The organism is Nonomuraea sp. NPDC023979, from assembly GCF_040639085.1.
GTDB classification, from domain to species: Bacteria; Actinomycetota; Actinomycetes; order Streptosporangiales; family Streptosporangiaceae; genus Nonomuraea; species Nonomuraea ceibae.
Map to the genome: position 1 here is coordinate 196,010 of NZ_JBEZZG010000002.1, position 24,956 is coordinate 220,965.

22 protein-coding genes and 1 tRNA gene are annotated in these 24,956 nt (G+C 72.8%); 12 read left to right on the plus strand and 11 right to left on the minus strand.

Going from position 1 to position 24,956, the window contains the following annotated elements:
• Nucleotide 1: 1 nt before the first annotated feature.
• Genes AB0G11_RS04260 through AB0G11_RS04270 form a run of 3 tightly spaced genes read right to left on the minus strand, consistent with a single transcriptional unit; the run spans nt 2 to nt 3,509 of the window.
• On the minus strand, nt 2–1,192 hold the full coding sequence (locus tag AB0G11_RS04260) for a DUF2254 family protein (protein ID WP_357583898.1): 1,191 nt from the start codon (nt 1,190–1,192) through the stop codon (nt 2–4).
• A 20-nt stretch (nt 1,193–1,212) separates the two neighbouring features.
• Nucleotides 1,213–2,853, minus strand: a complete 1,641-nt coding sequence (locus AB0G11_RS04265) for a SulP family inorganic anion transporter (protein WP_357583900.1) — start codon at nt 2,851–2,853, stop codon at nt 1,213–1,215.
• Nucleotides 2,850–3,509: a GAP family protein gene (locus tag AB0G11_RS04270; protein WP_357583902.1), complete on the minus strand. Its 660-nt coding sequence runs from the start codon at nt 3,507–3,509 to the stop codon at nt 2,850–2,852. Before AB0G11_RS04270 ends, AB0G11_RS04265 begins: the two co-directional genes overlap by 4 nt.
• A gap of 105 nt (nt 3,510–3,614) precedes the next feature.
• Between AB0G11_RS04270 and AB0G11_RS04275 the strand changes: the two genes are divergently transcribed.
• The 8 genes from AB0G11_RS04275 (at nt 3,615) to AB0G11_RS04310 (ending at nt 11,379) form a co-directional block, all read left to right on the plus strand.
• Nucleotides 3,615–5,396, plus strand: a complete 1,782-nt coding sequence (locus tag AB0G11_RS04275) for a SulP family inorganic anion transporter (RefSeq protein ID WP_357583903.1) — start codon at nt 3,615–3,617, stop codon at nt 5,394–5,396.
• A gap of 39 nt (nt 5,397–5,435) precedes the next feature.
• Nucleotides 5,436–5,753: a hypothetical protein gene (locus tag AB0G11_RS04280; RefSeq protein WP_219508369.1), complete on the plus strand. Its 318-nt coding sequence runs from the start codon at nt 5,436–5,438 to the stop codon at nt 5,751–5,753.
• 362 nt (nt 5,754–6,115) lie between these two features.
• The gene (locus AB0G11_RS04285; RefSeq protein ID WP_357583905.1) at nt 6,116–7,132 is read left to right on the plus strand and encodes a helix-turn-helix domain-containing protein; all 1,017 of its coding nucleotides are present in this window, start codon (nt 6,116–6,118) and stop codon (nt 7,130–7,132) included.
• A gap of 48 nt (nt 7,133–7,180) precedes the next feature.
• Entirely contained in the window at nt 7,181–8,728 is a 1,548-nt protein-coding gene (locus AB0G11_RS04290; RefSeq protein ID WP_357583907.1) for an MFS transporter, read from the plus strand.
• Nucleotides 8,725–8,931, plus strand: coding sequence for a hypothetical protein (locus AB0G11_RS04295; RefSeq protein ID WP_219508366.1), 207 nt, complete (start codon nt 8,725–8,727; stop codon nt 8,929–8,931). Before AB0G11_RS04290 ends, AB0G11_RS04295 begins: the two co-directional genes overlap by 4 nt.
• Nucleotides 8,932–8,944: 13 nt before the next feature.
• A complete protein-coding gene (locus AB0G11_RS04300; protein WP_357583909.1) occupies nt 8,945–9,805 on the plus strand; it encodes a polysaccharide deacetylase family protein in 861 nt (286 codons plus the stop codon).
• Nucleotides 9,806–10,028: 223 nt separating this feature from the next.
• Nucleotides 10,029–10,712 (plus strand): hypothetical protein, encoded by a 684-nt coding sequence (locus AB0G11_RS04305; RefSeq protein WP_357583911.1) that lies wholly within the window; start codon nt 10,029–10,031, stop codon nt 10,710–10,712.
• Between the two features lie 454 nt (nt 10,713–11,166).
• Nucleotides 11,167–11,379 (plus strand): hypothetical protein, encoded by a 213-nt coding sequence (locus AB0G11_RS04310; RefSeq protein ID WP_357583913.1) that lies wholly within the window; start codon nt 11,167–11,169, stop codon nt 11,377–11,379.
• A gap of 132 nt (nt 11,380–11,511) precedes the next feature.
• On the opposite strand, the gene AB0G11_RS04315 is transcribed toward AB0G11_RS04310, so the two are convergent.
• Nucleotides 11,512–11,583: transfer RNA gene (locus AB0G11_RS04315), tRNA-Arg, on the minus strand.
• A gap of 115 nt (nt 11,584–11,698) precedes the next feature.
• Here AB0G11_RS04315 and AB0G11_RS04320 point away from each other — a divergent pair.
• Nucleotides 11,699–12,079 (plus strand): response regulator, encoded by a 381-nt coding sequence (locus AB0G11_RS04320; RefSeq protein WP_357583915.1) that lies wholly within the window; start codon nt 11,699–11,701, stop codon nt 12,077–12,079.
• Here AB0G11_RS04320 and AB0G11_RS04325 read toward each other — a convergent pair.
• Nucleotides 12,076–14,826, minus strand: a complete 2,751-nt coding sequence (locus AB0G11_RS04325; RefSeq protein ID WP_357583917.1) for an AAA family ATPase — start codon at nt 14,824–14,826, stop codon at nt 12,076–12,078. The genes AB0G11_RS04320 and AB0G11_RS04325 overlap by 4 nt on opposite strands.
• Before the next feature lie 91 nt (nt 14,827–14,917).
• Here AB0G11_RS04325 and AB0G11_RS04330 point away from each other — a divergent pair, with 91 nt between their 5' ends.
• The gene (locus tag AB0G11_RS04330) at nt 14,918–15,535 is read left to right on the plus strand and encodes a LysE family translocator (protein WP_219508361.1); all 618 of its coding nucleotides are present in this window, start codon (nt 14,918–14,920) and stop codon (nt 15,533–15,535) included.
• Between the two features lie 4 nt (nt 15,536–15,539).
• Nucleotides 15,540–16,085 (plus strand): TetR/AcrR family transcriptional regulator, encoded by a 546-nt coding sequence (locus AB0G11_RS04335; protein WP_219508360.1) that lies wholly within the window; start codon nt 15,540–15,542, stop codon nt 16,083–16,085.
• Here the strand turns inward: AB0G11_RS04335 and AB0G11_RS04340 are convergent.
• The 6 genes from AB0G11_RS04340 to AB0G11_RS04365 are packed head-to-tail and all read right to left on the minus strand — an operon-like array spanning nt 16,075 to nt 23,993.
• Nucleotides 16,075–17,274, minus strand: coding sequence for a hypothetical protein (locus tag AB0G11_RS04340; protein WP_357583919.1), 1,200 nt, complete (start codon nt 17,272–17,274; stop codon nt 16,075–16,077). The genes AB0G11_RS04335 and AB0G11_RS04340 overlap by 11 nt on opposite strands.
• 9 nt (nt 17,275–17,283) lie before the next feature.
• On the minus strand, nt 17,284–17,667 hold the full coding sequence (locus AB0G11_RS04345; protein WP_219508358.1) for a Rid family detoxifying hydrolase: 384 nt from the start codon (nt 17,665–17,667) through the stop codon (nt 17,284–17,286).
• The gene (locus tag AB0G11_RS04350) at nt 17,664–18,743 is read right to left on the minus strand and encodes an alanine racemase (RefSeq protein WP_219508357.1); all 1,080 of its coding nucleotides are present in this window, start codon (nt 18,741–18,743) and stop codon (nt 17,664–17,666) included. The genes AB0G11_RS04345 and AB0G11_RS04350 overlap by 4 nt, the downstream gene beginning before the upstream one ends.
• A 58-nt stretch (nt 18,744–18,801) precedes the next feature.
• Nucleotides 18,802–20,328 (minus strand): amidohydrolase family protein, encoded by a 1,527-nt coding sequence (locus AB0G11_RS04355; protein ID WP_357583921.1) that lies wholly within the window; start codon nt 20,326–20,328, stop codon nt 18,802–18,804.
• A gap of 18 nt (nt 20,329–20,346) precedes the next feature.
• A complete protein-coding gene (locus AB0G11_RS04360; protein WP_357583923.1) occupies nt 20,347–23,310 on the minus strand; it encodes a DUF4153 domain-containing protein in 2,964 nt (987 codons plus the stop codon).
• Nucleotides 23,307–23,993, minus strand: coding sequence for a response regulator transcription factor (locus tag AB0G11_RS04365; protein WP_219508354.1), 687 nt, complete (start codon nt 23,991–23,993; stop codon nt 23,307–23,309). Before AB0G11_RS04365 ends, AB0G11_RS04360 begins: the two co-directional genes overlap by 4 nt.
• Nucleotides 23,994–24,066: 73 nt before the next feature.
• Between AB0G11_RS04365 and AB0G11_RS04370 the strand changes: the two genes are divergently transcribed.
• Nucleotides 24,067–24,906: an arylamine N-acetyltransferase gene (locus AB0G11_RS04370; RefSeq protein WP_357583925.1), complete on the plus strand. Its 840-nt coding sequence runs from the start codon at nt 24,067–24,069 to the stop codon at nt 24,904–24,906.
• The last annotated feature ends 50 nt before the right edge of the window (nt 24,907–24,956 follow it).

A 24,956-nucleotide genomic window follows, 5' to 3' on the forward strand; every position in this document is an offset into this window, starting at 1 on the left:
GTCAGCCGCTCCGCCGCCTGAGGCGCGCCTCGACGCGGCTCAGGCGGGCGGCGACCGCGTCCCTGCGGGGGCGCGGCGCCTCCTCTTGCAGCCCGCGCAGCAGCTCGCGCAGCCGCAGCAGGACCATGGGGCTGCGCGCGGTGGCGATGAGCTCGTCGAACGTGATCCGCAGGTAGTCCTCCCAGGAGGGCAGCGGGATCACCACGCGGACCCGGCCGCGGGCGTCGGCCGCCGACCCCACGTCGAGCGCCTTGCCCACGATGCGGCGCAGCAGGTCCTCGGCGTGGTCGAGGGCCTGCACGGCGGTGACCGGGTCGTTGACCGCCGCCGAGAGCGCCCGGAGCGCGATGTCGGCCAGCAGCCGGAACCCGAACGCGGCGTCCTGCGCGAAGGCGCGTTCGGGCCCGGTGAGCACGTGGCGCAGCAGCAGCCGTTCGGGCACGGCGTGGTGGTGCACGTCGGCGAGCGGGTCGCCGTCGAAGAGCTGCGCGCCGATGGGGGCACGCAGCACGATGACGGCCTCGCGCCGGGCGGCGAGGGCGACGAGCGCGGCCACGTCGACCTCCTGGAGCCGGGCCGGCCTGCCCCGCCAGAGGATCGACGACACCGGGGCGGGCAGGTCGAGCGGCTCGCGGTCTGCCCGGTAGGGGCTGCGGTAGACGACGTCGACGACCCGGCGCGTACGCCGGTTGATCACGTTCAGGCAGGGGGCGAGCTGGATGGAGATGAAGGCGCGGATCTGCACCGTGCGCATGAGCAGCGCGGCGACGAGCGCGAGCAGCACGGCCAGCAGGGGCACGCTGAGCGAGACCGCGCCTCGGTGAGCGACGGCGAGGGCCGCGGTGATCGTGTAGACGAAGACGCCGACGGCGAAGGCGAAGGTGCGCCAGACGGTCGGATCGTCGCGGAACAGGGTGAGCCGCAGGCTGAAGGTGCCCGCGGCGAACTGCATGACCAGGAACAGCAGCGAGAAGATCACGCTGGCCAGGCCGAGCACGCCGAACCCGATGGTGAACAGCGCCCCGGTGGCGTCCTTGGTGGGCAGTGGCACCGTGGGGGGCAGGTTCGGCAGGATCAGCCCGGCGGCGAGCCCGGCCCCTGCGCAGCCGACCTGGACCACGCCGGCCCGCAGCCGCCGCCGGGGACGCCGGAAGAGGGCCGGGGGCACGCGTTCCCCCTTGCGTGTGAGCACTGCGGGACTCTCCGGCGACCTCATGGGGCTGAGCTCTCCCGGAAGGCGTCGGCCGCGGCCTCGTTGGAGTCGTAGTAGGTCAGCTCGGTCAGGCCGTAGTGGGTGAGCAGGCGGCGCAGCCCGGCGGTGGCGCGGGAGACGGCGAAGGTGACGCCGCGCTCGCCCAGCAGGGCGACGGTGTCCCGCAGGGCCTGCGCGCCGGTGGTGTCGACGTCGGGGATGGCCTCGGCGTCCAGCACGATCCACCGGGCGCCCCGCTCGGCGAGGCGTTCGACGTCGGCCTTGAAGGTGGCGGCGTTGGCGAAGAAGAGCTGGCTCTCGAACCGGTAGACGGTCAGCGGCCCGGCCTCGCCGTCCCCGTCCCGGTGATCCTCCTCTCGCACGTACCGGCCCTGCTCGCCGGGACGCAGGACGGCCGTGCTGGGGCGGGCGGCCCGCCGTACGACGTCCACGGCCGACAGCAGGAAGGCGATGACGACGGCGGTGAGCGAGCCGAGCACCGGGACGCCGAGCAGGCAGACGACGGCGATCCAGAACTCCGAGCGGCGCAGCCGCCACAGCTCGGCCAGCTTGCGCACGTCGATGAGCCGGACGACGGCGACGGCCACGATGCCCGCCAGGGCGGTGTTGGGCAGGTACGCGAGCACCCCGGAGAAGAACGCGACCAGGACGGCCACCACGAGCGCGCACACCACGCTGGGCACCTGGGAACGGGAGCCGGTGGCGTCCATGGCGGCGGTGCGCGAGGCGCTGGAGCCGACCGTCATCGACTGGGTGAGCCCGGCGGCGACGTTGGCCAGGCCGAACGCGCGCAGCTCCTGGTTGGCGTCGAGCCGGTAGCCGCGCTGTTCGGCGTAGCGGCGGGCGGTGAGCAGGCCGTCGGCCAGGGTGACGGCGGCGATCGCGATGGCGCCGGGGACGAGCCCCGCCCACTGCCCGAGCGTGATCGACGGCCAGTGCGGCACCGGCAGCCCGGACGGCACGTCGCCGAGCACCGACACGCCGCGCTTGTCCAGCCCGGCCCAGGCCACCACCGCCGTCGCTGCCACCAGCGCGACCAGCGGCCCGGGCAGCGCCGGCGCGAACCTGCGCAGCACGACGATCACCGCCACCGTCGCCAGGCCGATGACCACGCTCCACTTCTCGGCCTGCGGAATCCTCGTGATGATCTCCCACAGCTCCGGGAAGAACCGGTCGGCCGTGGTGTGGACGCCGAGGATCTTCTCGACCTGGCTGGTGAGGATCTCCACGGCCAGCCCGGCGATGAACCCGACCAGCACCGGCTCGGACAGGAAGTCGGCCAGGAACCCGAGCCTGAACACGAAGAACAGCAGGAACACCCCGGCGCACACGAGCGCCTGGGCGTAGGCCAGCTCGACGTACTGCGCGCTGCCCGGCCGGACCGCCATCGCCGCCAGCAGCGACGCGATGAGCGCCGCGATCGGCGCGTCCGGGCTGGCCACGAGCTGCCGCGAGGAGCAGAACAGCGCGAACACCAGCATCGGCACGATCGCCGCGTACAGGCCGACGACCGGCGGCAGTCCCGCGATCTGCGCGTAGCCGATGTTGAGCGGGATGGCCAGCGCCGCCAGCGTGACCCCGGCGGTGATCTCCTTCGGCCAGTCCAGCGGCCTGCTGATGCCCGCGGCGAACCACGTCACGGCAGCAGCCCGCCCAGGCCCTTGCCGATCAGCACCACGCCGATGACCAGCAGCAGCACGAACATCACCGTCGCGTTGTCCCGCTCCAGCCAGCTCTTGAGCCGGTCCAGCGGCGCCCGCATCCGCTCGGCCGCGACCGCGTACACGACGACCGGGACCGCCACGCTGCACGCGGCCAGCAGCGTGAACACGACGAGCAGCGCGATCTCATGGACCGCACCCTGCGCGATGGTGACGCCGGCGGCCACGCACATCATCAGGTTCTTCGGGTTGACCGCCGCCAGCGCGGCGGCCAGCCCTGCCGCCTTCACCGGCGTGAGCCTGTCGACGGCCTTCATCCAGCCCGGCAGGCCGGGCCGCCCGCGCGAGCGCCACTGCTTGCCGGCCAGTCCCAGCATGAGCACGCCGAGCACCAGCTTGATCCACGAGACCGCCGCCGACGGCTCCCCCGAGCCCGCCGACAGCCCCACCGTGCGCGCCAGCACGACGAACACCCCCGTCGCCACCGCGATCCCGCCCACCCAGCCCGCCAGGAACCCCGCGCTCGTGCCGCCCGCGCGCGGCGCCAGCAGCATCAGGATCACCGTCATGATCGGCACCGGGCTGATCGCCACGGCCAGCGCGAGTGGCAGCAACTCCCCCAGCACCCCACCCATGCGGCCTGGCGTACCCCTTTTGAGCAGGACTGATGCTCTCCCAGGCTTTCCCTTGCCCCGCCGTTGGCAAGGAACCAGGGGAGCCCGACCAGGGGGAGGAACCGGGTGAACCTGTCCATCATGCCCGGCTGGGCCGCCCTGCGCGGCTACCGGCGGGCCTGGCTGCGCCCGGACCTGCTCGCTGCCCTGTCGCTGTGGGCGGTGCTCGTGCCGCAGGCGTTCGCCTACGCCCAGCTCGCCGGCCTGCCCGCCGCCGCCGGCCTCTACACCGCGCTCGGCGCGATGATCGGCTACGCGCTCTTCGGCGGCGCCCGCTTCCTGAACGTCGGCCCCGAGTCGTCCGTCGCCATCGTCGTCGCCGGCGCGCTCGCCACCGTGCCCGGCGGCGACCCCGCCCTCGTGTCCGCCCAGCTCGCCCTGCTGATCGCCGCCTTCCTCACGATCGGGTACGCGATCCGCGCCGGCGTGCTGATGCGCCTGCTGTCCACGCCCGTCCTGACCGGCTACCTCGCCGGCTCCGGCGTCGTCATCATCGTCAGCCAGCTCCGCAAGGTCACCGGCATCGAACCCCGGGGCCACCACCTGACCAAGATCGGCGCCGTCCTGCGCAACCTCGGCGACCTGAACCCGTGGGCGCTCGGCTGCGCCCTCCTCACCGCCGCCGCCGTCCTGCTCATCGGCCGCTACGCCCGGCGCCTGCCCGGCCCGCTCATCGCCCTCGTCGCCGCCACCGCCGTCGTCGCCCTCGCCGGGCTCGACGACCGGCTCGCCGTCCTCGGCCCCGCCACCGGCGGCCTGCCCGTGCCGCGCCTGCCCTGGACCGGCCTCGCCGACACCATGCGCCTGATCGGGCCCGCGCTCAGCCTCGCCCTGCTCGTGTACGCGAGCAGCGTCCTGACCGCCCGCTCCCTGGCCGCCAAGGAAGGCGAGGACGCCGATCCGCAGCAGGAGTTCCTCGGCCTGGCCGCCGCCAACGCCGGATCGGCCCTGCTCGGCGGCTTCCCCGCCAACGGCAGCGACTCCCGCAGCGCCCTGCTGTCCGGCTCCGGCGCCCGCACCCGCCTGGCCGGCCTCGGCGCCGCCCTCGCCGTCATCATCACCCTGCTGGCCCTCATGCCGCTCATCCGCGACCTCCCCCAGGCCGCGCTCGGCGCCGTCATCATCCTCACCGCCGCCCGGCTCATCGACCTGCCCGCCTTCCGCAGGCTCTGGCGCCTCCGCCGCACCGACTTCGTCCTCGCCGCCGTCACCGCCGCCGGCGTCCTCGTCTTCGGCGTGCTCGAAGGCATCGTCGTCGGCGTCGCCGTCTCCCTCCTGGAAGTGCTGCGCCGCGCCGTCATGCCCTACACCGCCGTGCTCGGCCGCACCGGTGACGAGCGCGCCTACCGCGACGTCGTCAACTACCGCGACGCCGAGACGCTGCCCGGCCTCGTCGTCTACCGCTTCGACGCGCCGCTGTTCTTCGCCAACGCCGACGTCCTCCGCGCCGACCTGCGCCGCCTCATCGCCGACGCCGAACCCCCGCTCCGCGAGATCGTCATCGACGCCGAAGCCGTCTACGACCTGGACACCACCGGCGTCGAAGCCCTGCACCGCATCGCCGACGACTGCGACCGCGCCGGGGTGCGGCTGTCCTTCGCCCGCACCCGCGTGCCCGTACGGACCCTCATGCGCGAAACGGGGCTGGACGAGCGCGTCCGCTTCTTCCACCGGGTGGCCGACGCCGTCGCCGCCTACCGCGCCGAACACCCCGGACACCGCCCCGCCGTACGCTCCACCCGGCCACACCGGGGCGGCCTCGGGCGAAGCCGGATCTGGCGGAGCCCGGTTCGATGGTTGCGCGCCTGGCTCCGGCGCCGTTTGATCAGCACCTCCCGGGACGGCTAGCCTGATCGCCGTTCTGCCTGACGAGTCTTGGGGGCACCGGTGAGCGCGGAAGAGGACTTCAAGCAGGTCGGCGCCGAACTGGCCGACCTGGGCGTGCTGGTCTCCAGCATGATGGGCAGACCGGCGCTCAAGGACCAGGCCGGGAAGGTGTTCGCCAGCCTGCAACGAGACGGCGCCATGGTCTTCCGCCTGGTCCGCGACACCCCCGAGCACGCGGCCGCGCTCCAGTTGGACGGCGCTTCCCTCTTCGACCCGACCGGGCAGGGCAAGGTGGTCAAGGACTGGGTCGTCGTCCCCCACGCCTTCGCCGACCAGTGGACCGACCTCGCCGAAGCCGCCCACAACCGCCCCCGCTGACCCCGCCCGGCCCCTGGCCACCCCTCCCACCGAACCTGGCCGGCACAGGCCGTAGAACATGGAGATCGCGTCGTAGCTCGGCCACCAGACGTCCAGCTACGGGCGGCGTCGACACCACCTTATGTGGGCGCCGTCGAGCCCTCTGACGCTCCCCGGGGCAGTCACGCCGAAGGTCTCAGCGTCGTGCCGCCTCGCCGCCGTCCGGATCGGGCCGGCACCGCGAACGTCCCATTTCCAGCGCAACGACCCGGCCTGGTGCGTCTGACCGGGATCCACTGTGATGACCGTCATTGCCCTGCGCGAAGCTTGATCGCTAGCGTCACGGTCCGGAGGGCCGGTCACATTGATCACCGGGGGTAGGCATGACGGGGATGGAGCACACCTGCCCGCCGCACATCACGAGACTGGTCCTGTTGGCGGGTGAGACGGCCGGGCTCGATCGGCGCCGGCTGTCGCGGGTTCCCGGGCTGGACGTGGTCGGCGACGACGGCATCCGGCTGCCGTCCGCCTCGCTGGTGCGCATCTGGCAGGAGTGGGAGACGGCGCTGCGCGAGCGAGGCGGCGGCACGCTGCCGTGGAAGTTGTGGCGGCCCGGCCTGCTCGGGGTGTGGGACTACCTTTTCGCCGCCGCCGACACGCTCGTCGACGCGTTCGGCGAGGGCGACCGGCACGCGGCGGCGATCACCGATCCGGCGGAGTCCTTCGCCGTCACCGTCGAGGCCGATGGCCGGCTGACGGTCGGGTTCCGTGGCGTGTTCGCCGGCCATCCGGTGTTCCCGATCATTTCCGAGTTCGCGGCCGGGCTGATCCTGACCTCGGCGCGGTCGGGCGCCGGACGGCCGCTGACCCCGGTGCGGGTGACGCTGCCCTGCGCGCCGCCCCGCCGCCACGCGTACCTGATCGAGGCGTACGGCACCGACCGGCTGGAGTTCGGCGCCGAGCTGCCTTCGGTCACCTTCTCGGCCGCCGATGCGTGGGCGCGGCTGCCGCGGGCGGATCCGGCGCTGGCCAGGATCTTGCGCGAGCACGCGCGCACCACGCTGGCCGGCGCCCGGCCGGTGCTGGGCTGGCTGGACCGCTTCCGGGTCGAGGTCGAGCTGAGCCTGCCCGACGGGGACCTGGCCGCCGTCGCGCGCCGGCTGCGCCTGGCGCCGCGCACCTTGCAGCGCCGCCTGCGCGAGGAGGGGACGAGCTGGCGCGAGGAGGTCGAACGGGTCAGGCGAGCACGGGTGGAGCATCTGCTGCTGAACACGCCCATGACGGTGGCCTCGATCGCCGCCCGCACCGGCTATGCCGACCAGCGCGCGCTGCGCCGGGCGATCCATCGCTGGTACGGCTCCGGGCCCGCGGCGCTGCGGCGGGTCCGGTCCCCTTCCTGACGCGCCCGGCCCTCCTGGTGGGCCCGGCCTGATCCGTACGGTCCCGGCATGAACGTTCGCACTGAACACAAGGCCGGGCCCCGGCAGTGGCTCGGGCTGGCGGTCTTGTTGCTGCCGACCATGATGCTCACCGCCGATCTGGGCGTTCTGTGGCTGGCCACCCCGTTCCTGACCGCTGACCTGCGGCCGTCGAGTGCCGAATTCCTGTGGATCATCGACATCTACGGCTTCATGACCGCCGGGTTCCTGGTGGTGATGGGCACGCTGGGCGATCGGATCGGGCGCCGCCGGCTGTTGCTCGCCGGGGCCGCGACGTACCTGGTGGTGGAGCTCGTCATGGTGGCGTCCGCGTACGCCGCCAGCCCGGGGCTGCTGATCGGGGCGCGGGCGGTGCTGGGTGTGGCCGGGGCCGCGATCCTGCCCTCGACGCTGTCGCTGATCAGCACCATGTTCACCGATCCCCGCCAGCGGACGCGGGCGATCTCGCTGTGGGCGACGGCGCTGGCGCTGGGGGTCGGGCTGGGCCCGGTGTTCGGCGGGCTGCTGCTGGCGAACCTGTGGTGGGGGCTGGTGTTCCTGATCGGCGCGCCGGTCATGCTGCTGGTGCTGGCGGCCGGGCCGGTGCTGCTGCCGGAGTACCGCGACCGGGCGGCCGGGCGGCTGGACCTGACCAGCGTGGCGATGTTCCTGCTGGGCATCCTGCCGATCGTCTACGCGGTCAAGCGCATCGCCGAACACGGCTGGCGGCCCGCGGTGGTGCTGGCCGGGCTGGCCGGGGTGGTGTTCTTCGTCCTGTTCGTCCGGCGGCAGAACCGGCTCCGCTCGCCGCTGCTGGACCTGCGGCTGTTCGCCGACCGGTCCTTCACCGGAGCGCTGACCATGCTGTTCCTGGCCATGATGGCGCTCAACAGCGTGGAGTACCTGATCCCGCAGTTCCTGCAGTTGTTCGGCGGGCTCGACCCGGTGGCGGCCGGATTGTGGTTGCTGCCGTCGGCCGCGGCCTTCCTGCTCGGCTCGCAGCTCACGCCGCTGCTGGTACGGCGGCTGCGGCCGGCGTATGTCATCACGCTCGGCGCTCTGGTGTCGCTGGCCGGGTATCTGCTGGCCGTGGGGGCGGCCAGCCCGCTGGCCGCCGCTGTCGCGGCCACGGTGATCATGCTCGGGGTCGGGCCGATCAGCGTGCTGGGCACCGAGCTGGCGGTCCGCGCGGCCCCGCCGCAGAAGGCCGGCTCCGCCGCCGCGGCCGGGCAGACCGCCTACGACCTGGGCCTGGCCATGGGCATCGCGATCACCGGCAGCTTCGCGGTGGCCGTCTACCGCGACGAGATCGCGACGACCCTCCCGCCGGGCGTGCCTGACGCCGCGCGCGACTCGCTGGGCAGCGCCATCGGCGTCGCCGAGGCCCTCCCCTCTCCCCTGGCGGGCCGGCTGGTGGCCGCGGCCAAGGACGCCTTCCTGTGCGGCTTCTCTGCGGCCGCCGCCGTAAGTGCCGGCCTCGCCGTACTGGTCATCGCCGTCGTACTGATCACCCTCCGGCACGTACGCGCGGCGAGCGCCCCTGACGAGGCGACGGAACCCGAGATGGCCGCCCCGTGATCAGCCACCAGATCCTGCTGCTCGCCGGCGAGGTCGTCGACTCCCGCGCGGCGGCCGTTCCCGTCGGCGTCACGGTCATGCACGGCGCGGTCCTGCGCGACCACGCCGTCGTCGACGGACTCGGCCGGGCGCCTGCCGCCCTCATCGGAACGCTTCACGGCGCCGGAACCGGAAAGATGCTCGTCCGCCTCGCCTCGGCCTGAACAAGGGAGAACCATGGAGAACGAACTCTACGACTACGACCCGATCGTCGACCGGCAGCCCCTCCACTGGCCCGGCGACGCCAGGGTGGCCTTCTACGTCGGGCTGAACGTCGAGCACTTCCTGTTCGGCCGGCCGTCGACGAGCCTGAACGAGGCCACCTCGGCCCTGGTGCCCGACCCGCTCAACCACGGCTGGCGCGACTACGGAGCCCGGGTCGGCTTCTGGCGGGTGATGGAGAGCCTGGACCGCCACGGCATCCGGGCCAGCGTGCTGCTCAACTCGTCCGTCTGCGACCACTATCCGCAGATCGTCCAGGCCGGCCTGGCCCGTGACTGGGCGTGGGTGGCCCACGGCCGTACCAACTCCGTCCTCCCGGCGGGCATGTCCGAGGACGAGGAACGCGCCGAGCTGACCTCCATCATCGCCACGATCGAGCAGGCCACCGGCCGCCGGCCGCGCGGCTGGATGGGCCCCGCGCTCAACGAGACCCTGCGCACCCCGGCCCTGCTGGCCGAGCTCGGCCTGAGCTACGTGCTCGACTGGACCTGCGACGACCAGCCGTTCCGGCTGAACGTGCCCGGCATGCTGAGCGTGCCGTACACGGTGGAGCTCAACGACCTCGGCCTGTTCACGATGCACGGCATGACGGGGCCCGACTTCCTGCAGCTGGTGAAGGACCAGTTCGACCAGCTCTACGCCGACTCGGCCACGAGCGGGCGGGTCATGGCGCTGGCCCTGCACCCGTTCGTGATCGGGCAGGCGTTCCGCACCAAGTATCTCGACCAGGCACTGGCCTACATCGCCGGACACCCCGGCGTGTGGCTGACCACCAGCGACGACATCGCCGACCACTACGCGAGCACGATGCCATGAGCAGCATGAACGCCCCGGCAACGCGAGCCGGGGCCAAGCAGTGGTGAGGCCTGGCCGTCCTGGTGACCCCGTCCATGCCTGTCGTGTGACAGGGTCTCTGATCCATGGAAACTCCGGGTCCGCCATCAGCGTCGGATAGGACGCCTCAGACATCGGCATCTCGCTGGACGTACCCCGACCGCTCGATCACGCTGTACACGTGGGGGAACTCTGTGATTTATGGATGCGCTGGCGGGACGGCCAGCAACTCACTGGCGCCATCCTCTGGGGGCAGCCCCTCTTCTACTGGGCCCGCTGGGGGAAGGCGCTCCAGTTTGTCGCCGCGCTTACAGTCGTCCTCGACCTGATCGGCCCCGACGCGCTCCGCGCGTTCGGCAAGCAACTGGCCAGAATTCCATGGCGAGCACGGTTCACGCGAGGCGCCGAGCGGGCGGCAGCCATACTCTCTGTCCTTTCCGCGATCACCTGGATAATCATCGCCGTCATCGGCCTGTTCGATGACACGTTCGGTCCTGCGCGAGCAGCTACCAAGGCTTACAACGAGGCCATCGGCGCCCTCGACGGCAGATGGAAGATCGCGATCGGCATCCTCCTCGCGATCTTCTTCATCGCAGTATTTGCGGCGCCCTTCTGGTATATCAGCTCCTCCGACGCAACAGGAAAATCCAAATCTGAGCTGAAATCCGAAGGCTACTTGGTAATGCTTATAGCGCCCGTGCTCGTGATGGCGCTGATAGCCGTTGGAATCTTCATGCTGCCGTGGGTGATTTTCATCTATGGCTTGTGTCTGCCGGCAAGCCGCGGCCTGGCCTTCCTGCTGGACCGCGCTCGGCCGGCTCACCCTGCCCGATGGCTCGCGTTCGGGCTATTCCTCGTCGGCTTCCACTTCGATTTCCTCGCCTCCTGAACCGTCCGCACGAAGGGAGTGGCCTTCGTGCACCCGGTGGCTCTCGCCAAGCCGCCGACGCACGCTCAGCTCGCCGCCGCAGCCGCCGACCTCCTGGACACCGGAGCGGGTCCACCTGATCCTCACGACTGGCGCGGCCTCGCACTGGTGGCGACATGTTCCGTGGGCAGCGGGAGCTAGACCCGTTAATCGCGATGACCGCCACGATGTTCAGCAGAACCAGGGGAGCCATCAGTGCGTGTACGGCTTCCACGAGCTCGACCGGACTCCACCCTGAGTCCCGCAGGTCCTGGCTCCGTTTTTGCGGTCGCCCAGGCGGCGGGGCGTGAACCTTCGTTGTCGACGGACCCGGCGCGCCGCGCGAACTTGACAACGACGTGGCAAGGACAACGCCAACAGCGGCCTGCACGGCGAGCTCAACCTCGAGGGCCGCACGGAGATGACGGTTCGGGCGGTGCCGAAGTCCACCTACTCACGATTGTGGAAGGGTCAGCACGTCCGCGCCGGGATCACCGGGCGGCTGTCCATGGGCGTTGCTGCGGCTCAGATGGCCGAGTGGGCAGGGCACGGCATGGAGGTCCTGCAGCGGATCTGCCGCCGATGCGTGACCGGACATGACGAGGTGTGGATCGAACGCGTGAATCGCGCACGGGAGCATCGCCAGTAGTTCCCGACTCGCGAATGGCTCGCGAGACTCGCCGCATCGTGCGGGCGGAAGCGCCGCGAGAGGGCACGGCCGAACGATCGGCCGATAAGCAAAAAGCCAGGTCAGACGATGTCTGACCTGGCTGTCGAGCGGTGCCCCCTGCAGGATTCGAACCTGCGCACCCGGCTCCGGAGGCCGGTGCTCTATCCCCTGAGCTAAGGGGGCTCGACGAGTGATAAGGCTACCAGTATCCCGCGACCACTCGGCACCAGATAACCGTCCGTGCACACATCCCGCGAAAACCGCACGTGAGCGCCCCGCTACGGGTAGCTTTGCCGCCGTGGGCGAGGTTCTTGGCAAAGTACTGGTCGTGGACGATGACGAGGTCATCCGTCAGCTGATCGCGGTCAATCTCAACCTTGAGGGGTTCGAGGTGACGACGGCGACCGACGGGCAAGACTGCCTGGATCAGGTGCTGGACGTGATGCCGGACGTGATCACGCTGGACGTGATGATGCCGTGCCTCGACGGCTGGACGACGGCTCAGCGGTTGCGTGCCGAGGAGGCCACGAGCCACATCAAGGTGGTGCTGATCACGGCCAGGGCGCAGGATGACGACAAGCGGCGCGGCCGGGGCCTGGGTGTCGACGCCTATCTGACGAAGCCGTTCGATCCGGCGGAGCTGATCCAGGTGGTCAGGGAGCTGGCGGCGAAGTCCTAACCGAGGAGGCCGTGGCGGCGGGCGGTGGCGGCGGCCTGGGTGCGGGTGGAGGCGCCGAGCTTGGCCAGGATGTTCGAGACGTGCACGCTGACCGTCTTCTGCGCGATGAACAGCCGCTCGGCGATCTCCCGGTTGGTCAGTCCTTCGGCGACGAGCCGGAGCACTTCCTGTTCGCGGGCGGTCAGGGCGCCGTCCACGTGCCCGTTGCCCTGGCCGGCGCCGAAGCGGGCTCGTTTGCCGAACTCGGCCAGGGCCGACTCCAGGGGGGCCGCCTTGAGCTTCAGGGCCGTCTCTCGCGCCCGTTCCCACTCGGCCTGGGCCTCGTCGCGTTCGCCGGCGGCCAGCAGGGCTTCGGCGAGCCGCCAGCGGGCCCGCGCCTCCTCGTAGACGAACCCGTACGAGAAGGCTTCGACGACCTGGCGCCACAGGGAGACGTCGAGGCGGCCGTGGACGCGGTGCCATTCGGCCTCGACGCGCAGCGCCCACGCGTTTCCTTCGGGGCCCATGGGGCCGCGTTCGCCCACCGGGCCGGAGTCGACGGCGAAGCGGGCGCGGTCGGCGAGTTCGTCGGCGCCTTCGGTGGTGCCGAGCGAGGCCATCGCCCACAGGCCGATGGCGGCGATGCGGACGGTGCCGGATTCGCCGGGCAGGAGGGAGTCGAGGGCGGCGGCGACGTGGTCGAGGGCGGCGGCGGGGTCGCCGGTCCACAGGGCGTGTTCGGCGGCGAGCCCGCGTGACATGTAGACGACGAGCGCGTCGTCCCAGAACGGGCGCAGCCAGGCCAGCCGGCTCTCCACGGCGGGCAGGCCGCGGGCGACCTCGATGAACAGGGCGAAGGACGACAGCGTGGCCTCGGGCACGGTGCCGACGCGGGCGCCGAACCCGGAGGCGACGGCTTCGGCCTCGTCCCATTCGCCGGCCACGTAGTGGATGAGGAAGCGCAGGAAGCGCAGGTCGGTGCCGTAGGTGCTCCAGCGCAGGCCGGTCTCGTCGGCGAGCCGGATGCCCTCGTCGGCGACCTCGGCGGCCTGGCGGAGCAGGCCCTGCTCGTAGTGGACGCGGGCGTGGTGGAAGTGGGCGCGCAGGTCCATGGCGAGGTCGCCGGTGCTCTCGGCGGAGGCGAGCTCGATCAGCTCGTGGGCGCGGATGACGTCGTGGCGGACCTCGGTGAACGTGGCGAGCGTGAGCAGGGCGCCGGCCTCGGCGTCCTTGGCCCCGGCGGCGCGGGCGGTCTCCAGCGCGCGGTGAGCCAGCTGCTCGACCTCGGCGTGGCGCGGGGTCCACAGCAGGGCGCGGGCGTACGTGGCGAGGGCCCGGGCCAGGGCGGTCTGGTCGAAGGCGGTGTTGACGGCGTGTTCGGCGGCGGCGATGGCGCCTTCGGTGTCGTCCATCTCGAACAGGTAGTAGGCGAGCCGTTCGCTGACCTCGGAGGTGGGCGGCAGGGCGCGCAGGGCGTGCACGGCGCGGTGGTTGTCGCCGCTGTCGGCGGCCATGACGGCGCTGCGGAAGGCGAGCGCGATGCGGCTCTCGCCGGCGAGTTCGGCGGCGTCACTGACCCGGTCCCACAGGCTGAGCACCTGGTCGTAGTGGCGGTGGGCCTCGGCGGGCGCGCCCAGGCGCTCGGCCAGGCGGCCGGCTTCGGCGGAGGCGGCGACGGCGCCTGCCAGGTTGTGGCTGGCCAGGTGGTGGTGGGCGAGCTCGGCGGGCGAGGTGAGCAGGCGGGCGAAGTCGGCGTGCAGGCGGGTGCGCTCGCCGGGCAGCAGGTCGGTGTAGACGGCTTCCTGGAGGAGGGCGTGGCGGAAGGCGTAGCCGTGGCCGTGGACGCGCAGCAGGCCGCGCGAGACGATCTCCCGTACGGCTTCCTCGAAGTCGGGCAGGGGCAGGCCGGAGACCTCGCGCAGCAGCTCGTCCTCGACGCGGCGGCCGGCCACGGCGGCGGCGCGCAGCACCTGCTGGGAGGCGGGCGTGAGCACTTCGACGCGGGACATGAGCAGGCTGGCCAGGCTGTCGGGCAGGGTTTCGCCCTCGGCGACGGCGCCGGCGAGCTCCTCGGCGTAGAAGGGGTTGCCGTCAGCGCGGGAGACGACCATGCCGAGTTCGCGGGCGTCCAGCGAGCCCAGCGTCATGACATAGTCGGACATGTCGCCAGAGCCGAGCGGGCCCAGCTCCACGTTCGTCACCGTGGGCAGCCGCTTGAGCTCGGCCAGCACGGACCGGAGCGGGTGGCGCCGGTGCAGGTCGTCGGTACGGTACGTGCCGGCCACGCACACGCGCTCGGTCTGGACCATCCGGCTCAGGAACACCAGCAGGTCGCGCGTGGACCGGTCGGCCCAGTGCAGGTCCTCGATCACGAACAGCACCGGCTGCAGCTCCGACAGCAGCCCGAGCAGCGTGCCGAACAGCCGCTGCTGGGTCAGCGCGGCCGACTGCGTGCCCTCGGTGCCGGGCAGGAGCTGGCTGAGCATGGGGTGGGCGGCGGCGGCCTCGCGCACCTCGGGGTCGGCGCTTCGCAGCGCGTCGGCCAGCGGCAGGTAGGGCAGCGCGTCGCCGAGCTCGGCGCACTGGCCGACGAGGACGTTGAAGCCGCGCTCGCGCGCCTCGGAGACCACCTCTCCGACCAGGCGGGACTTGCCGATCCCGGCGTCGCCTCCGATGAGGGCGACCCCGGCGGTGCCCTCGGCGGCGGCGTCGAGCACCCGGACAAGACGGGCGAGCTCGATCGAGCGGCCGACGAGAGTTCCATTCACGCAGTTACTATGCCACGCACCGCAATGGACCGTATTTCAGGCCGTGCATTGGCCCTTCTGCCCGGACCAAAGCCGCCTTTACCCTCATCAGGTGATCTCCTGGACGACGTTCGTCTTCTTCGTGAGCGCCTCGCTGGCCCTGGTGCTGATCCCGGGACCCAATCACCTCTACATCATGGCCAGAGGGCTCTCCCAGGGCCGTGCGGCGGCACTGGTGAGCGCGGTCGGCGTGGAGGTGGCCACGCTCGTGCACATCGCCGCGGCCGCCGCCGGGCTGTCGTACGTGATCGCGCGCTCGGCGACGCTGTTCGCGATCGTCAAGTGGGCGGGGGTGGCGTACCTGGTCTATCTGGGCATCCGCGCCTTCACCGGCGGCGACGGGGCGGCGGCGCGGACCCCGGAGCGGCAGCCGCTGCGCAAGGTGTTCCTCGAAGGCGTCGTGGTCAACCTGCTGAACCCCAAGGTCACGCTCTACTTCCTGGCCTTCCTGCCCCAGTTCGTCCGGCCGGAGGCGGGCTCGCCGGCGGCGCAGATCGTGGTGCTCGGGCTGACGCTGCTGGCGCTGGGCACGCTGTCGGACATCGTGTACGCGTTCGCGGCCGGCGCGCTCAGCGACCGCCTGACGAGCCGGGCCAGGGCGTTACGCCGTCTCAGCGGCGTCGTCTACCTGGGGCTGGGCGTGGCCACGGCGTTCACCGGGAGAAAATGATCGCATGGCGCCGAGGAAGCAGCAGGAGATCTTCGATGCGACGTTGCGGCTGGTGGCCGAGAAGGGCTACGCGGGGCTGACCGTCGAAGGGGTCGCCGAGCGGTCGGGCGTCAACAAGACGACGATCTACCGCTGGTGGCCGTCGAAGGCCGCGCTGCTCGGCGCCGCGCTGGTGGAGGCCGATCTGCTGGCGTTCGAGGCGCCCGACACGGGCAGCCTGCGCGGCGACCTGGTCGCGCTGGTGGAGGGGCTGCGCCGGCTCCTGACGGAGCCTCCGGCGCGCGACGTCGCCGTGGCCGCGCTGGCCGCCGCCGTCGACCATCCGGAGCTGGATGTACGGCGCTTCTTCGCCGACCGGTTCGCCCGCGAGCGCCAGGTCTTCGAACGCGCGGCGCGGCGCGGCGAGCTGGCGGCCTCGGCCGACCCGATGCTGATCGTGGACCTGCTGGCCGGGGCGGTGTGGGTGCGGGCGGTGTTCCGCGGGCAGCCGCTCGGGCCCGGGTTCGCCGAGCGCACGGTGTCGCTGGTCCTCGACGGGGTCAGCCCTTGACCTCGGCCAGCGCGGCCGGGATGCGCTCCAGCACGGGGTGCGGCACCAGCCCGTAGGCGTAGAAGTCGACGGCCGCCGCGCCCGCCGCCTTGGCCCCCCGCGCCTTGGCCACCAGCCGGTCGGCGGAGTCGCTGTCGGGAAACCCGGGCCGAAGCACGGCCCGCACCTCCCGGTCCTTGCCCACGGAACGCAGGTAGGCGCCCACGTCGTCGGCCACCCGGGCGGCGTCGCGGGCGTAGGCGAGCACGCCGAAGGCCGGCACCAGGTCGCCGAGCGCCACCAGGTCGACCCCGAACTGCCAGGCGTCGTGGGCGGCCAGGCCGGGCGTGGGCAGGCCGTCGGTGTAGCCCTTGACCGCGCCGGTCGAGTCGATGAACACCAGCTTGGAGCCCTCGTCGGCGACGGCGGACGCCACCTCGGAGACGAGCGTGGTGACGGTCTCGGAGCGGGCGCGGGCGTAGGCGACGACCTCGGGGCCGGCGTAGGCGGTGAGCGCGGCCCTGGTCACCTCGCCCTGCGCGGGCGGGTCGCCGTCGAGCACGCTGCCGACGATCCTGGCGCACTCGTCCCGCGCCACCTCGGCGTTCACCCCGAGGTCGGTGGCGCGGCGCATGCAGTAGTCGCAGAAGCACAGGCCGAACAGGTAGGCGTCCATCGGCCCGAGCGGCACGAACGAGCGCTGCGGCTTGTGCGGCCTGAAGTGCAGCGATTCGGCCACCACGCTGTCGACGCCGAGCCGGGCGACGGCCCTGGCCAGGGCGACCGCGTAGTCGCGCACGTCGGGGTGGGCGGGGCACAGGTCGGCCAGCGCGCCCCGGTCGCCGAAGCAGTCGCGCACGCTCACGTCCGGGTGCGCCTCGCCGATGGTGGCGTTGCGCAGGAAGACGGTCCAGCCGTGGAGCTTGAGCCCACGCGCCGTGCAGGCGGCGCGCAGGCCGTCGAGCGCGTCCTGGTGCCCGGCCGTCGGCGTGAGCCGCAGGCCGGAGAACAGGTCGGCCGGCGGGACCAGGTGGGCCCCGTCGTGCCGGATGGTCAGCCGGGACAGCCCGTGCGGGGTGACGTCGCGGGAGGCGTGGTGGACGGCGCCGACGGTGACTCCCGCCACGCCGTAGGCGCTGATCCTGTCGAGCACCCGCTCGACCCCTTCGCCTCGCAGGTCCTCCACGAAGACGTACACCGAACTGTCCACGAGCCGACCTTACGCGCTCTTGTGCGCGACGAAGTCGATCTCCACCAGGATGTTCATCAGCTCGGACCCGACGGTGGTGCGCACCGGGTACGGCTCGGTGAAGTAGGACTTGTAGACCTCGTTGTAGGCGGCGAAGTCGCGGTGCAGGTCCTGGAGGTGGACGGTCGCCTTGATCACGTCGTCGAAGCCGAGGCCGTGGGCCGCCAGGATCGCGCCGAGGTTGCGCATGACCTGATGGGTCTGCGCGGCCACGTCGTCGCCGCCGACGATCTCACCGGTCTGCGGGTCCAGCGGGCCCATGCCGGAGGTGTAGACGAAGTCGCCGACCACGAGACCCTGCGAGTAGGCGCCGACCGGGGCGGCGCCTTCGGTGGTCCTGAGCTCTTTCTTCATGTCAACTCCTGGAAACGGGTGGTGATGGTGCCGACGACCCGGTATTCGCGGTCGACGAGGGGAAGCGCCCGCCACTTGTCGAAGGCGGTGCACGGGTGCGAGATGCCGAAGGCCAGCAGGTCGCCGGGCCTGAGCCCGTCGGCGTGCACCACCGCGTGCTGGTCCTGCATCTTGACGATGGTGACGCCGCCGCGCCTGGGAATGGGCAGGCCCTCGTCGTACGGGGCGTCGCGCTTGCCCATGCCGACGACCGCCAGGCCGGGCTCGGGGGTGGACAGCACGTGCGCCCACACCTCCAGGGCGGGCCACAGCTCGCCGTCGATCCGGTTGAACGGGGTGCGCTCGCGGTAGTAGCCGTCGTCGTGGGTGACGTAGGCGCCGCTGCGCAGCAGGATGCGGGCCTGGGTGGCGGCGAGGTGGCGGCCGATCACGTCGAACCACTGGCTGCCGCCGACGCTGAGGATCGGGGTGCGGATGCGCAGGTGCTCGGCGGCCTCCTGCAACTGGTCCAGATATTTCCGGACCTCTTCCGCCGACTTCAGCGACCCCTCGTACCCGGCGACCCCGGCCAGCTCGACCCCGCCGGTCTGCTGGACGTACGCGGCCAGGGTCAGCAGGTCGTCCAGGCTCCGGCATCCGGCCCGGCCCCCGGCGTGCCCCAGTTCGACCAGCACCCGGAACGGCCGCGCCCCGGCGTGCGCGGCCAGGATGTCGACCCCGGCCGCCGAGTCGGCGAACGACAGGAACTCGAACTCCGGGTCGCGCTCCAGCTCACCGGCCGCCCACCGCAGCCCGGCGGGGTCCACGACCTGGTTGGCCACCATGATCCGGCTCACGCCGAACTCGCGCACGGTCATCGCCTGGCGCGGCGTGGCCACGGTCAGCCCCCACGCCCCGGCGTCGAGCTGCATCGCGGCGATCTCCGGCGACAGGTGCGTCTTGGCGTGCGGCGCCAGCTCCAGTCCGTGGTCGCGGGCGAACGCGGCCATCGTCGCGATGTTGTGCTCCAGCGCGTCGCGATGCACGACCATGAGCGGGAACCCGAGCTCGCCGTCGAGCACGGAGTGTCCAAGCATCTCCCGCACATCTCCCCCTTTTGTCCGCTTCTGACCTTATCCTGTGGATCTTGTACGGTCAGCGCGGGCGCAGGGCCCGGCCGGGGGTCGCACCGGTCAGCTCACCGGCCGCCAGCACCCGCTGACCCGACACCAGCACGTCGTCCACGCCGGCGGCCAGCGTGCGCGGCGCGTCGTAGGTGGCCTGGTCGCCCACAGTCAGCGGGTCGAACACCACCACGTCCGCCGCGAACCCGGGCCGCAGCAGCCCGCGGTCGTGCATGCCGAACCGCCTGGCCGGATGCGAGGCCAGGTGCACCACGGCCTGCTCCCACGTCCAGTCGCCCAGCTCACGCACGTGCCGCCCGAGGAACCGGGCGAACGCCCCGAACCCCCGCGGATGCGGATGACCGCCCACGTAGATGCCGTCGGAGCCGCCGGTCTGCGACGGATGCCGCAGAACCGCCCGTACGGACTCCTCGCCCGCCGGGCCCTCGTCGGGGCGCGCGGCCACGCAGCCGGCCTCCAGGCGGGTCTCCACGAGCAGGCGGCGGCAGAACGCGGCGGGATCGACGCCCGCCCGCTCGGCCGCCTCGACCATCGTCAGCCCCTCGGCCCACTCCAGGCCGGGCGCGTGCGAGATCGTCAGCCTCGGCCAGGTCGGCGCCAGCCCCGCCCACCAGGCGTCGAGCTCGGTGGAGGCGATCATCTCCAGCGCCCTGTCGACCTCGGCGCCCGGCACCGACGGCGGCAGCACCACCATGGCCAGGATCGTGCTGGCCCGCAGGTAGGGGTAGGTGTCGAAGGTCAGGTCGACGTCCTTGCCGTGCGCCTCGTCGATCAGCGGCAGCAGCACGTCGGCGGGGCCGTGCAGGTGGGAGACGTGCACCGCGGCGCCCGAGAGCTGCGCGATCTCCACCACGTCCGCCATGCCGACCCCGGCGCGAGCGCCGTAGGCCCGCATGTGCGTGACGTACGGCAGGCCCGCCAGCGGCCGGCAGAGCTCGGCCAGCTCCCCGGCGGAGGCGTAGCGGCCCGGCAGGTACTCCAGGCCGCTGGACAGCCCCACCGCGCCCTCCGACAGCCCGCGCTCCACGCGCGCCAGCATGCCCGCCAGGTCCTCGGGCGAGGCGGCCTCCGGCGAGGCGCCCATCACGTCATAGCGGATCGTGCCGTGCGGCAGCAGGTAGGCGGTGTTGAGCGCCACCGAGCGGTCGTAGCCGTCGAGCAGCTCGGCCACCGTCAGCGGCCCCTCGGTGAGCAGCCCGTTGACGGCGGCGAAGTAACGCGAGGCGTAGGCGACGGTCTCGGCGGAGCCCGGCGCGAACGACAGCCCGTCCTGCCCCAGCACGAACGTCGTCACGCCCTGCCGCAGCGCCGCGAGCTGCACGCCCCGGTCGAACACCACGGCGTCGCCGTGCGCGTGGCAGTCGACGAACCCCGGCGCCACCAGCCGCCCGGCCGCGTCGATCACCGCCGCCGCGCCGGCCCCGTCGAGGCGGCCCACCGCCGCGATCCTGTCGCCGGAGATCGCCACGTCGGCCCGGTACGCCGGCGCTCCGGTGCCGTCGAGCACCCGGCCGCCGCTGATGACTACGTCGAACATCACCCCAAGATTCAACCATCAGGAACCGCGGCCGGACACGGCCTGACAGGACGACTGCGCGATCACCGGGCGTTCCGCCAGCAGGGCGCGGGCCCGTGACCTGTCCAGGTTCCAGCCGTTCCACGAATCCGGCTCGTCCAGGCCGTTGGCCCTGACCACGTCGGCGAGCACGCAACTGCGCTGCGGCTCGGGCAGCCGGTCCAGCGCCGGGACCGCCTCCGCGCCCAGATCGCCCAGGTAGTCGGCGTCGAGGTTCTGCACGCCGCGCAGCGTGGCCTGCGACTCGGCGACCCGCAGATCCGGGTTCGCCATCCCGAAGACGCCCAGCCCGACCGCGGTCACCAGCACGATCGTGCGCGGCAGCCAGCCCGTGCCGCGCCCCGCCAGCCGGACCGCCCCGGCCAGCAGCACCAGCGCGAACACCGCGCCCAGCCACCACACCGTCGCCTCCACCGACAGCCGCAGCCGCGACAGCCCGTACGCGTCCGTGTAGAGCTCCATCCGGTGCAGCGCCGAGACCAGGATCACCAGCGTCAGCCCGCACAGCAGGCCGAGCGGCGCCGACAGCAGCCACCGCTCGCCCCGCTCGGCCCGGACCGTCCCCACCGCGAACGCCACGATGCCCAGCACCGCCACGCTGGCCACGACGAGCTGGAAGAAGCCCTGCCTGGCGTACTCGGCGTAGGTGAGCCCGGCCGTCTCCAGCACCCACGCGTCGCCGCCGAACAGCGCCGTGATCTGGACCGCGACGAACGCCGCGAACAGCAGGTTCACCGCCGTCAGCGGCACCAGCCAGACGGCCTTGCTGACCCGCACCCGCACCTCAGGGGCGATCGGGTCCACCACCGGCCGCAGCGCCACCAGCACCACCGCCGCCAGCAGCACCGCGAACACCCCGGCCAGGAAGATCCGCAACGGCAGCGACTCCGCCCACTCCGGCGCCGCCGTCAACCGGTCCACGTAACCGGCGAACACCGGGTCCGCCGAGGCGAACAGCAGCCCGAACACCAGCAGCAGCACCGCCGTGATGCCCAGCCCCGCCAGCGTCGGCAGCACCCGCCGCCGCGCCGCCAGCCCCTTCAGCGGCCTGGCCACGAACCACGGCAGCGGCCCCAGCGCCAGCAGCACCGACGCGCCGCCCCTGATCACGCCCAGCCAGCCCAGCCCGGCCCCCGACACCGCCAGCGCCACCAGCCCCGCGCCCGCCACCAGCAGGAGACCCACCAGCCAGTCGGCGTCCCGCACGGCCGCCATCGCGATCAGCCAGTACGCCGCCAGCCCGAACGCGACCGTCCACGGCGTCATCCGCCGCATCACCGCGGGCAGCGCCGCCGCCCCGATCATCACCGCGACCAGCACGATCCCCAGCCCGACGTGCGCGTCGGGCAGCGCCACCGCCGCGAACACTCCCGCCCCCGCCGCCGCCGGCAGCAGCCAGCGCGGCGTCTCCGGCACCTCCGGCCTCGGGAACACGGGCGGCGGCACGTACGCGGGCGGCCCGCCGCCGTGCTGCGGCTGCGCACCCCGCTCGCCCTGGTACGGGACGGCCGTGGCGCGTGCCCTGTCCGCGGCGCGGCGGGCCGAGGCGGCGCCCATCGACGCGCCCGCCGCCCCGAGCACCAGCGTCGTCCCCGCCACCCACACCAGCAGCCCGGCCCCGTCACCGAACACCATGGACGCGAACACGGCGAGGAACAGACCCCCGACGAACCCCGCCATCACGCCGAGGACGAGCCCCACCAGGACCCGCGCCAGCCCCTCCGCCGCCCCGATCCCCTTCGCCACGGCGGGCCTCTCCGGCATGCGTACGGGCTCCTTCGGGGTCGGGGCGACCGGCGGGCCCTCGGCGGGCGCCGCAGGGGCGGCCTGAGGGGCCTCGGCTGCCGCGTCGCCGGTCACCGACGCCCCGACGAGCGCGGCGGGGACGGGGGGACGCTCGCCGGCCTCCCTCGCGGTCACGGGGGCGGCGTCCGAGGGACGGTCGGCGGGCATGGTGATCCTCCCGGGCAGATCGACGACCATGCGGCACCCCGCGCAGTCGTCGATGCGGATGGAGCCGCCGTGCAGTTCGACGATCTCCTTGACGATGGCCAGCCCCAGCCCCGCGCCGCCCGCGTCGGCGGTGCGGCCGGCGTCGAGGCGGGAGAAACGCTCGAACACCCGCCCCCGGGCGTCCGGTGGGATGCCCGGCCCCTGGTCGGCGACCGAGAGCGTCACCCCGGCCGCCGACGCCGAGGCGGTCACGGTGACCGACCCGCCGGAGGGGCTGTGGCGTACGGCGTTGTCGAGCAGGTTGGCCAGGACCTGCGCCAGCAGGTCGGGGTCGGCGCTGACCGCCAGCCCGGCGGGGACCGCCGCGCGCAGCCGGACGTCCTCGCGCGCCAGCGACGCCTCCAGCACCGCCTGCTCGGCGAGCGGCGCGAGCTCGACGACCTCCGGCTCGATGAGCCGTGAGCCCGAGTCGAACCGCGACAGGTCCAGGAGCTGCGCCACCAGCCGCCCGAGCCGCTCGGTCTGGGCGAGCGCGGTGCGCATGGTGACGGGGTCGGGCGTGGAGACGCCGTCGACGACGTTCTCCAGGACGGCGCGCAGGCCGGTGATGGGGGTGCGCAGCTCGTGGCTGACGTTGGCGACGAGCTCGCGGCGCTGCCTGTCGACCTCGCCCAGGTCGTCGGCCATCGCGTTGAACGCCCTGGCCAGCTCGCCCACCTCGTCGCGGGAGGTGGCCCGCACGCGCAGCGTGTAGCGGCCCTGGGCGATCGTCTGGGCCGCCCTGGCCATCTCGCGCAGCGGCTTGGTCATGCCCATCGCCAGGAGCTGCACCATGATGAGGGCGAGCACCACGGCGACCGCGATCCGGACGTCCCTGGAGAAACCGGCGTTGATGCCGACCTCGTTCACCACGAACGCCGTGCCGACGGCCAGCACGATGACGATGCCGAGCTTCACCTTGATGCGGCCGAGGAAGTCCAGCGGCCTCATCGGCGCACCAGCGCGTAGCCGACGCCGTGGACGGTGCGCACCACGTCCGGGCCGAGCTTGCGGCGCAGCGCCCGTACGTGACTGTCGACGGTCCTGGTGGCGGCAGCCTCCGAGAACCCCCACACGTCCGACAGCAGCCGCTCCCGCTCGAACACCTGGCCAGGCCGCTCCGCCAGCCGGCGCAGCAGGTCGAACTCGGTCCGCGTGAGCTGCGCCTCCGTGCCGCCCACGAACACCCGCCGCGCCGCCGTGTCGATCTCCACCTCGCCGACCCGGACCACGGCGTCCTCCGTGGTGGCGAGCTGCCCGGCGCGCTCCACCCGCCGCAGCAGCGCGTGGATGCGGGCGACCAGCTCCCGCATGCTGAACGGCTTGGCCAGGTAGTCGTCCGCGCCGACGCCGAGCCCCACGAGCACGTCTGTCTCCTCGCCCAGCGCGGTCAGCATGAGCACCGGCACCGGGCGGGCCGCCTGCATCCGGCGGCACACCTCCAGCCCGTCGAGCCCCGGCAGCAGCCGGTCCAGGATGACCAGCTCCGGCTCCGCCCTGCCGTACTCGGCCAGCGCGGCGTGCCCGTCGGCGGCGACCCGCACGTCGAACCCCTCGGCGGCGAGCCGGTCGCGCACGGCGCGGGCGATGGTGGCGTCGTCCTCGACGACGAGGATGCGTCGCTGCTCTGTCACGCCGGAAAGCCTAGAAGGGGGCTGTGCAGAGGGCACTCCCCAATTCGTGCACATCCGGTGCAGACTTGGGCAGGTGAACGTGCCCGCGTACCTGAACCGCCTCCGCCAGCCCGCCGCCCCGCCCTCCGCCGACGCCCTGCGCGCGCTGCACGCCGCCCACGTCGAACGGGTCGCGTACGAGGCTCTGGAGGTCTGGCTGGGCCGGCCGACCACGATCGACCCGGACGAGTCGGCGGCGCGGATCGCGGCCGGGCGCGGCGGCTACTGCTACCACCTCAACGGCGCGTTCGCGGCGCTGCTCGCGGCGCTCGGCTACGACGTCACCCGCCACGTGGGCGGCGTCCAGAACCGGGGCGGCGAGGCCGGCATCACCGCCAACCACCTCGTCCTCACCGTGCGCGGCCTTCCCGCGCCGGACAACCCCGGCGGCGCGTGGCTGGTCGACGCCGGGCTCGGCGACGGCCTGCACGAGCCGCTCCCGCTGGTCGCGAGCACGTACCGGCAAGGACCCTTCACGTACGGGCTGCGTCCGTCGCAGGTCGCGCCCGGCGGGTGGCGGTTCGACCATGACCCGGCCGGTTCGTTCATCGGCATGGACTTCGGCCTCGCCCCGGCGGAGATGAGCGCCTTCGAGGCGATGCACCGGCATCTGACCACCTCGCCCGACTCCGGGTTCGTGCGGACGGCCGTCGTGCAGCGGCGCGACGCGCTCGGCGTCGACACGCTGCGCGGGCTGGTGCTGTCGCGCACCGGCGGCAAGGTGCTCACCGTGACGCTCGACTCGGCCCGCGACTACTACGCCGCCCTGGCCGACATCTTCGAGCTGCCCCTCGACGACGTGAGCGCGGCCGAGAAGGAGAAGCTCTGGATCAAGGTGCACGCGGCGCACGAGGCGTGGCTGACGAGCACCTGACCGGGTACACCATCCCCTGCAACGGCCCCCCGGTCCCGGAGGCGAGAAGC

Coding starts and splice junctions, on each gene's coding strand:
- AB0G11_RS04270 (WP_357583902.1), bottom strand. CDS start 3,509: ATGGGTGGGGTGCTGGGGGAGTTGCTGCCACTCGCGCTGGCCGTGGCG.
- AB0G11_RS04285 (WP_357583905.1), top strand. CDS start 6,116: ATGACGGGGATGGAGCACACCTGCCCGCCGCACATCACGAGACTGGTC.
- AB0G11_RS04290 (WP_357583907.1), top strand. CDS start 7,181: ATGAACGTTCGCACTGAACACAAGGCCGGGCCCCGGCAGTGGCTCGGG.
- AB0G11_RS04300 (WP_357583909.1), top strand. CDS start 8,945: ATGGAGAACGAACTCTACGACTACGACCCGATCGTCGACCGGCAGCCC.
- AB0G11_RS04305 (WP_357583911.1), top strand. CDS start 10,029: ATGCGCTGGCGGGACGGCCAGCAACTCACTGGCGCCATCCTCTGGGGG.
- AB0G11_RS04335 (WP_219508360.1), top strand. CDS start 15,540: ATGGCGCCGAGGAAGCAGCAGGAGATCTTCGATGCGACGTTGCGGCTG.
- AB0G11_RS04345 (WP_219508358.1), bottom strand. CDS start 17,667: ATGAAGAAAGAGCTCAGGACCACCGAAGGCGCCGCCCCGGTCGGCGCC.
- AB0G11_RS04350 (WP_219508357.1), bottom strand. CDS start 18,743: ATGCTTGGACACTCCGTGCTCGACGGCGAGCTCGGGTTCCCGCTCATG.
- AB0G11_RS04355 (WP_357583921.1), bottom strand. CDS start 20,328: ATGTTCGACGTAGTCATCAGCGGCGGCCGGGTGCTCGACGGCACCGGA.
- AB0G11_RS04360 (WP_357583923.1), bottom strand. CDS start 23,310: ATGAGGCCGCTGGACTTCCTCGGCCGCATCAAGGTGAAGCTCGGCATC.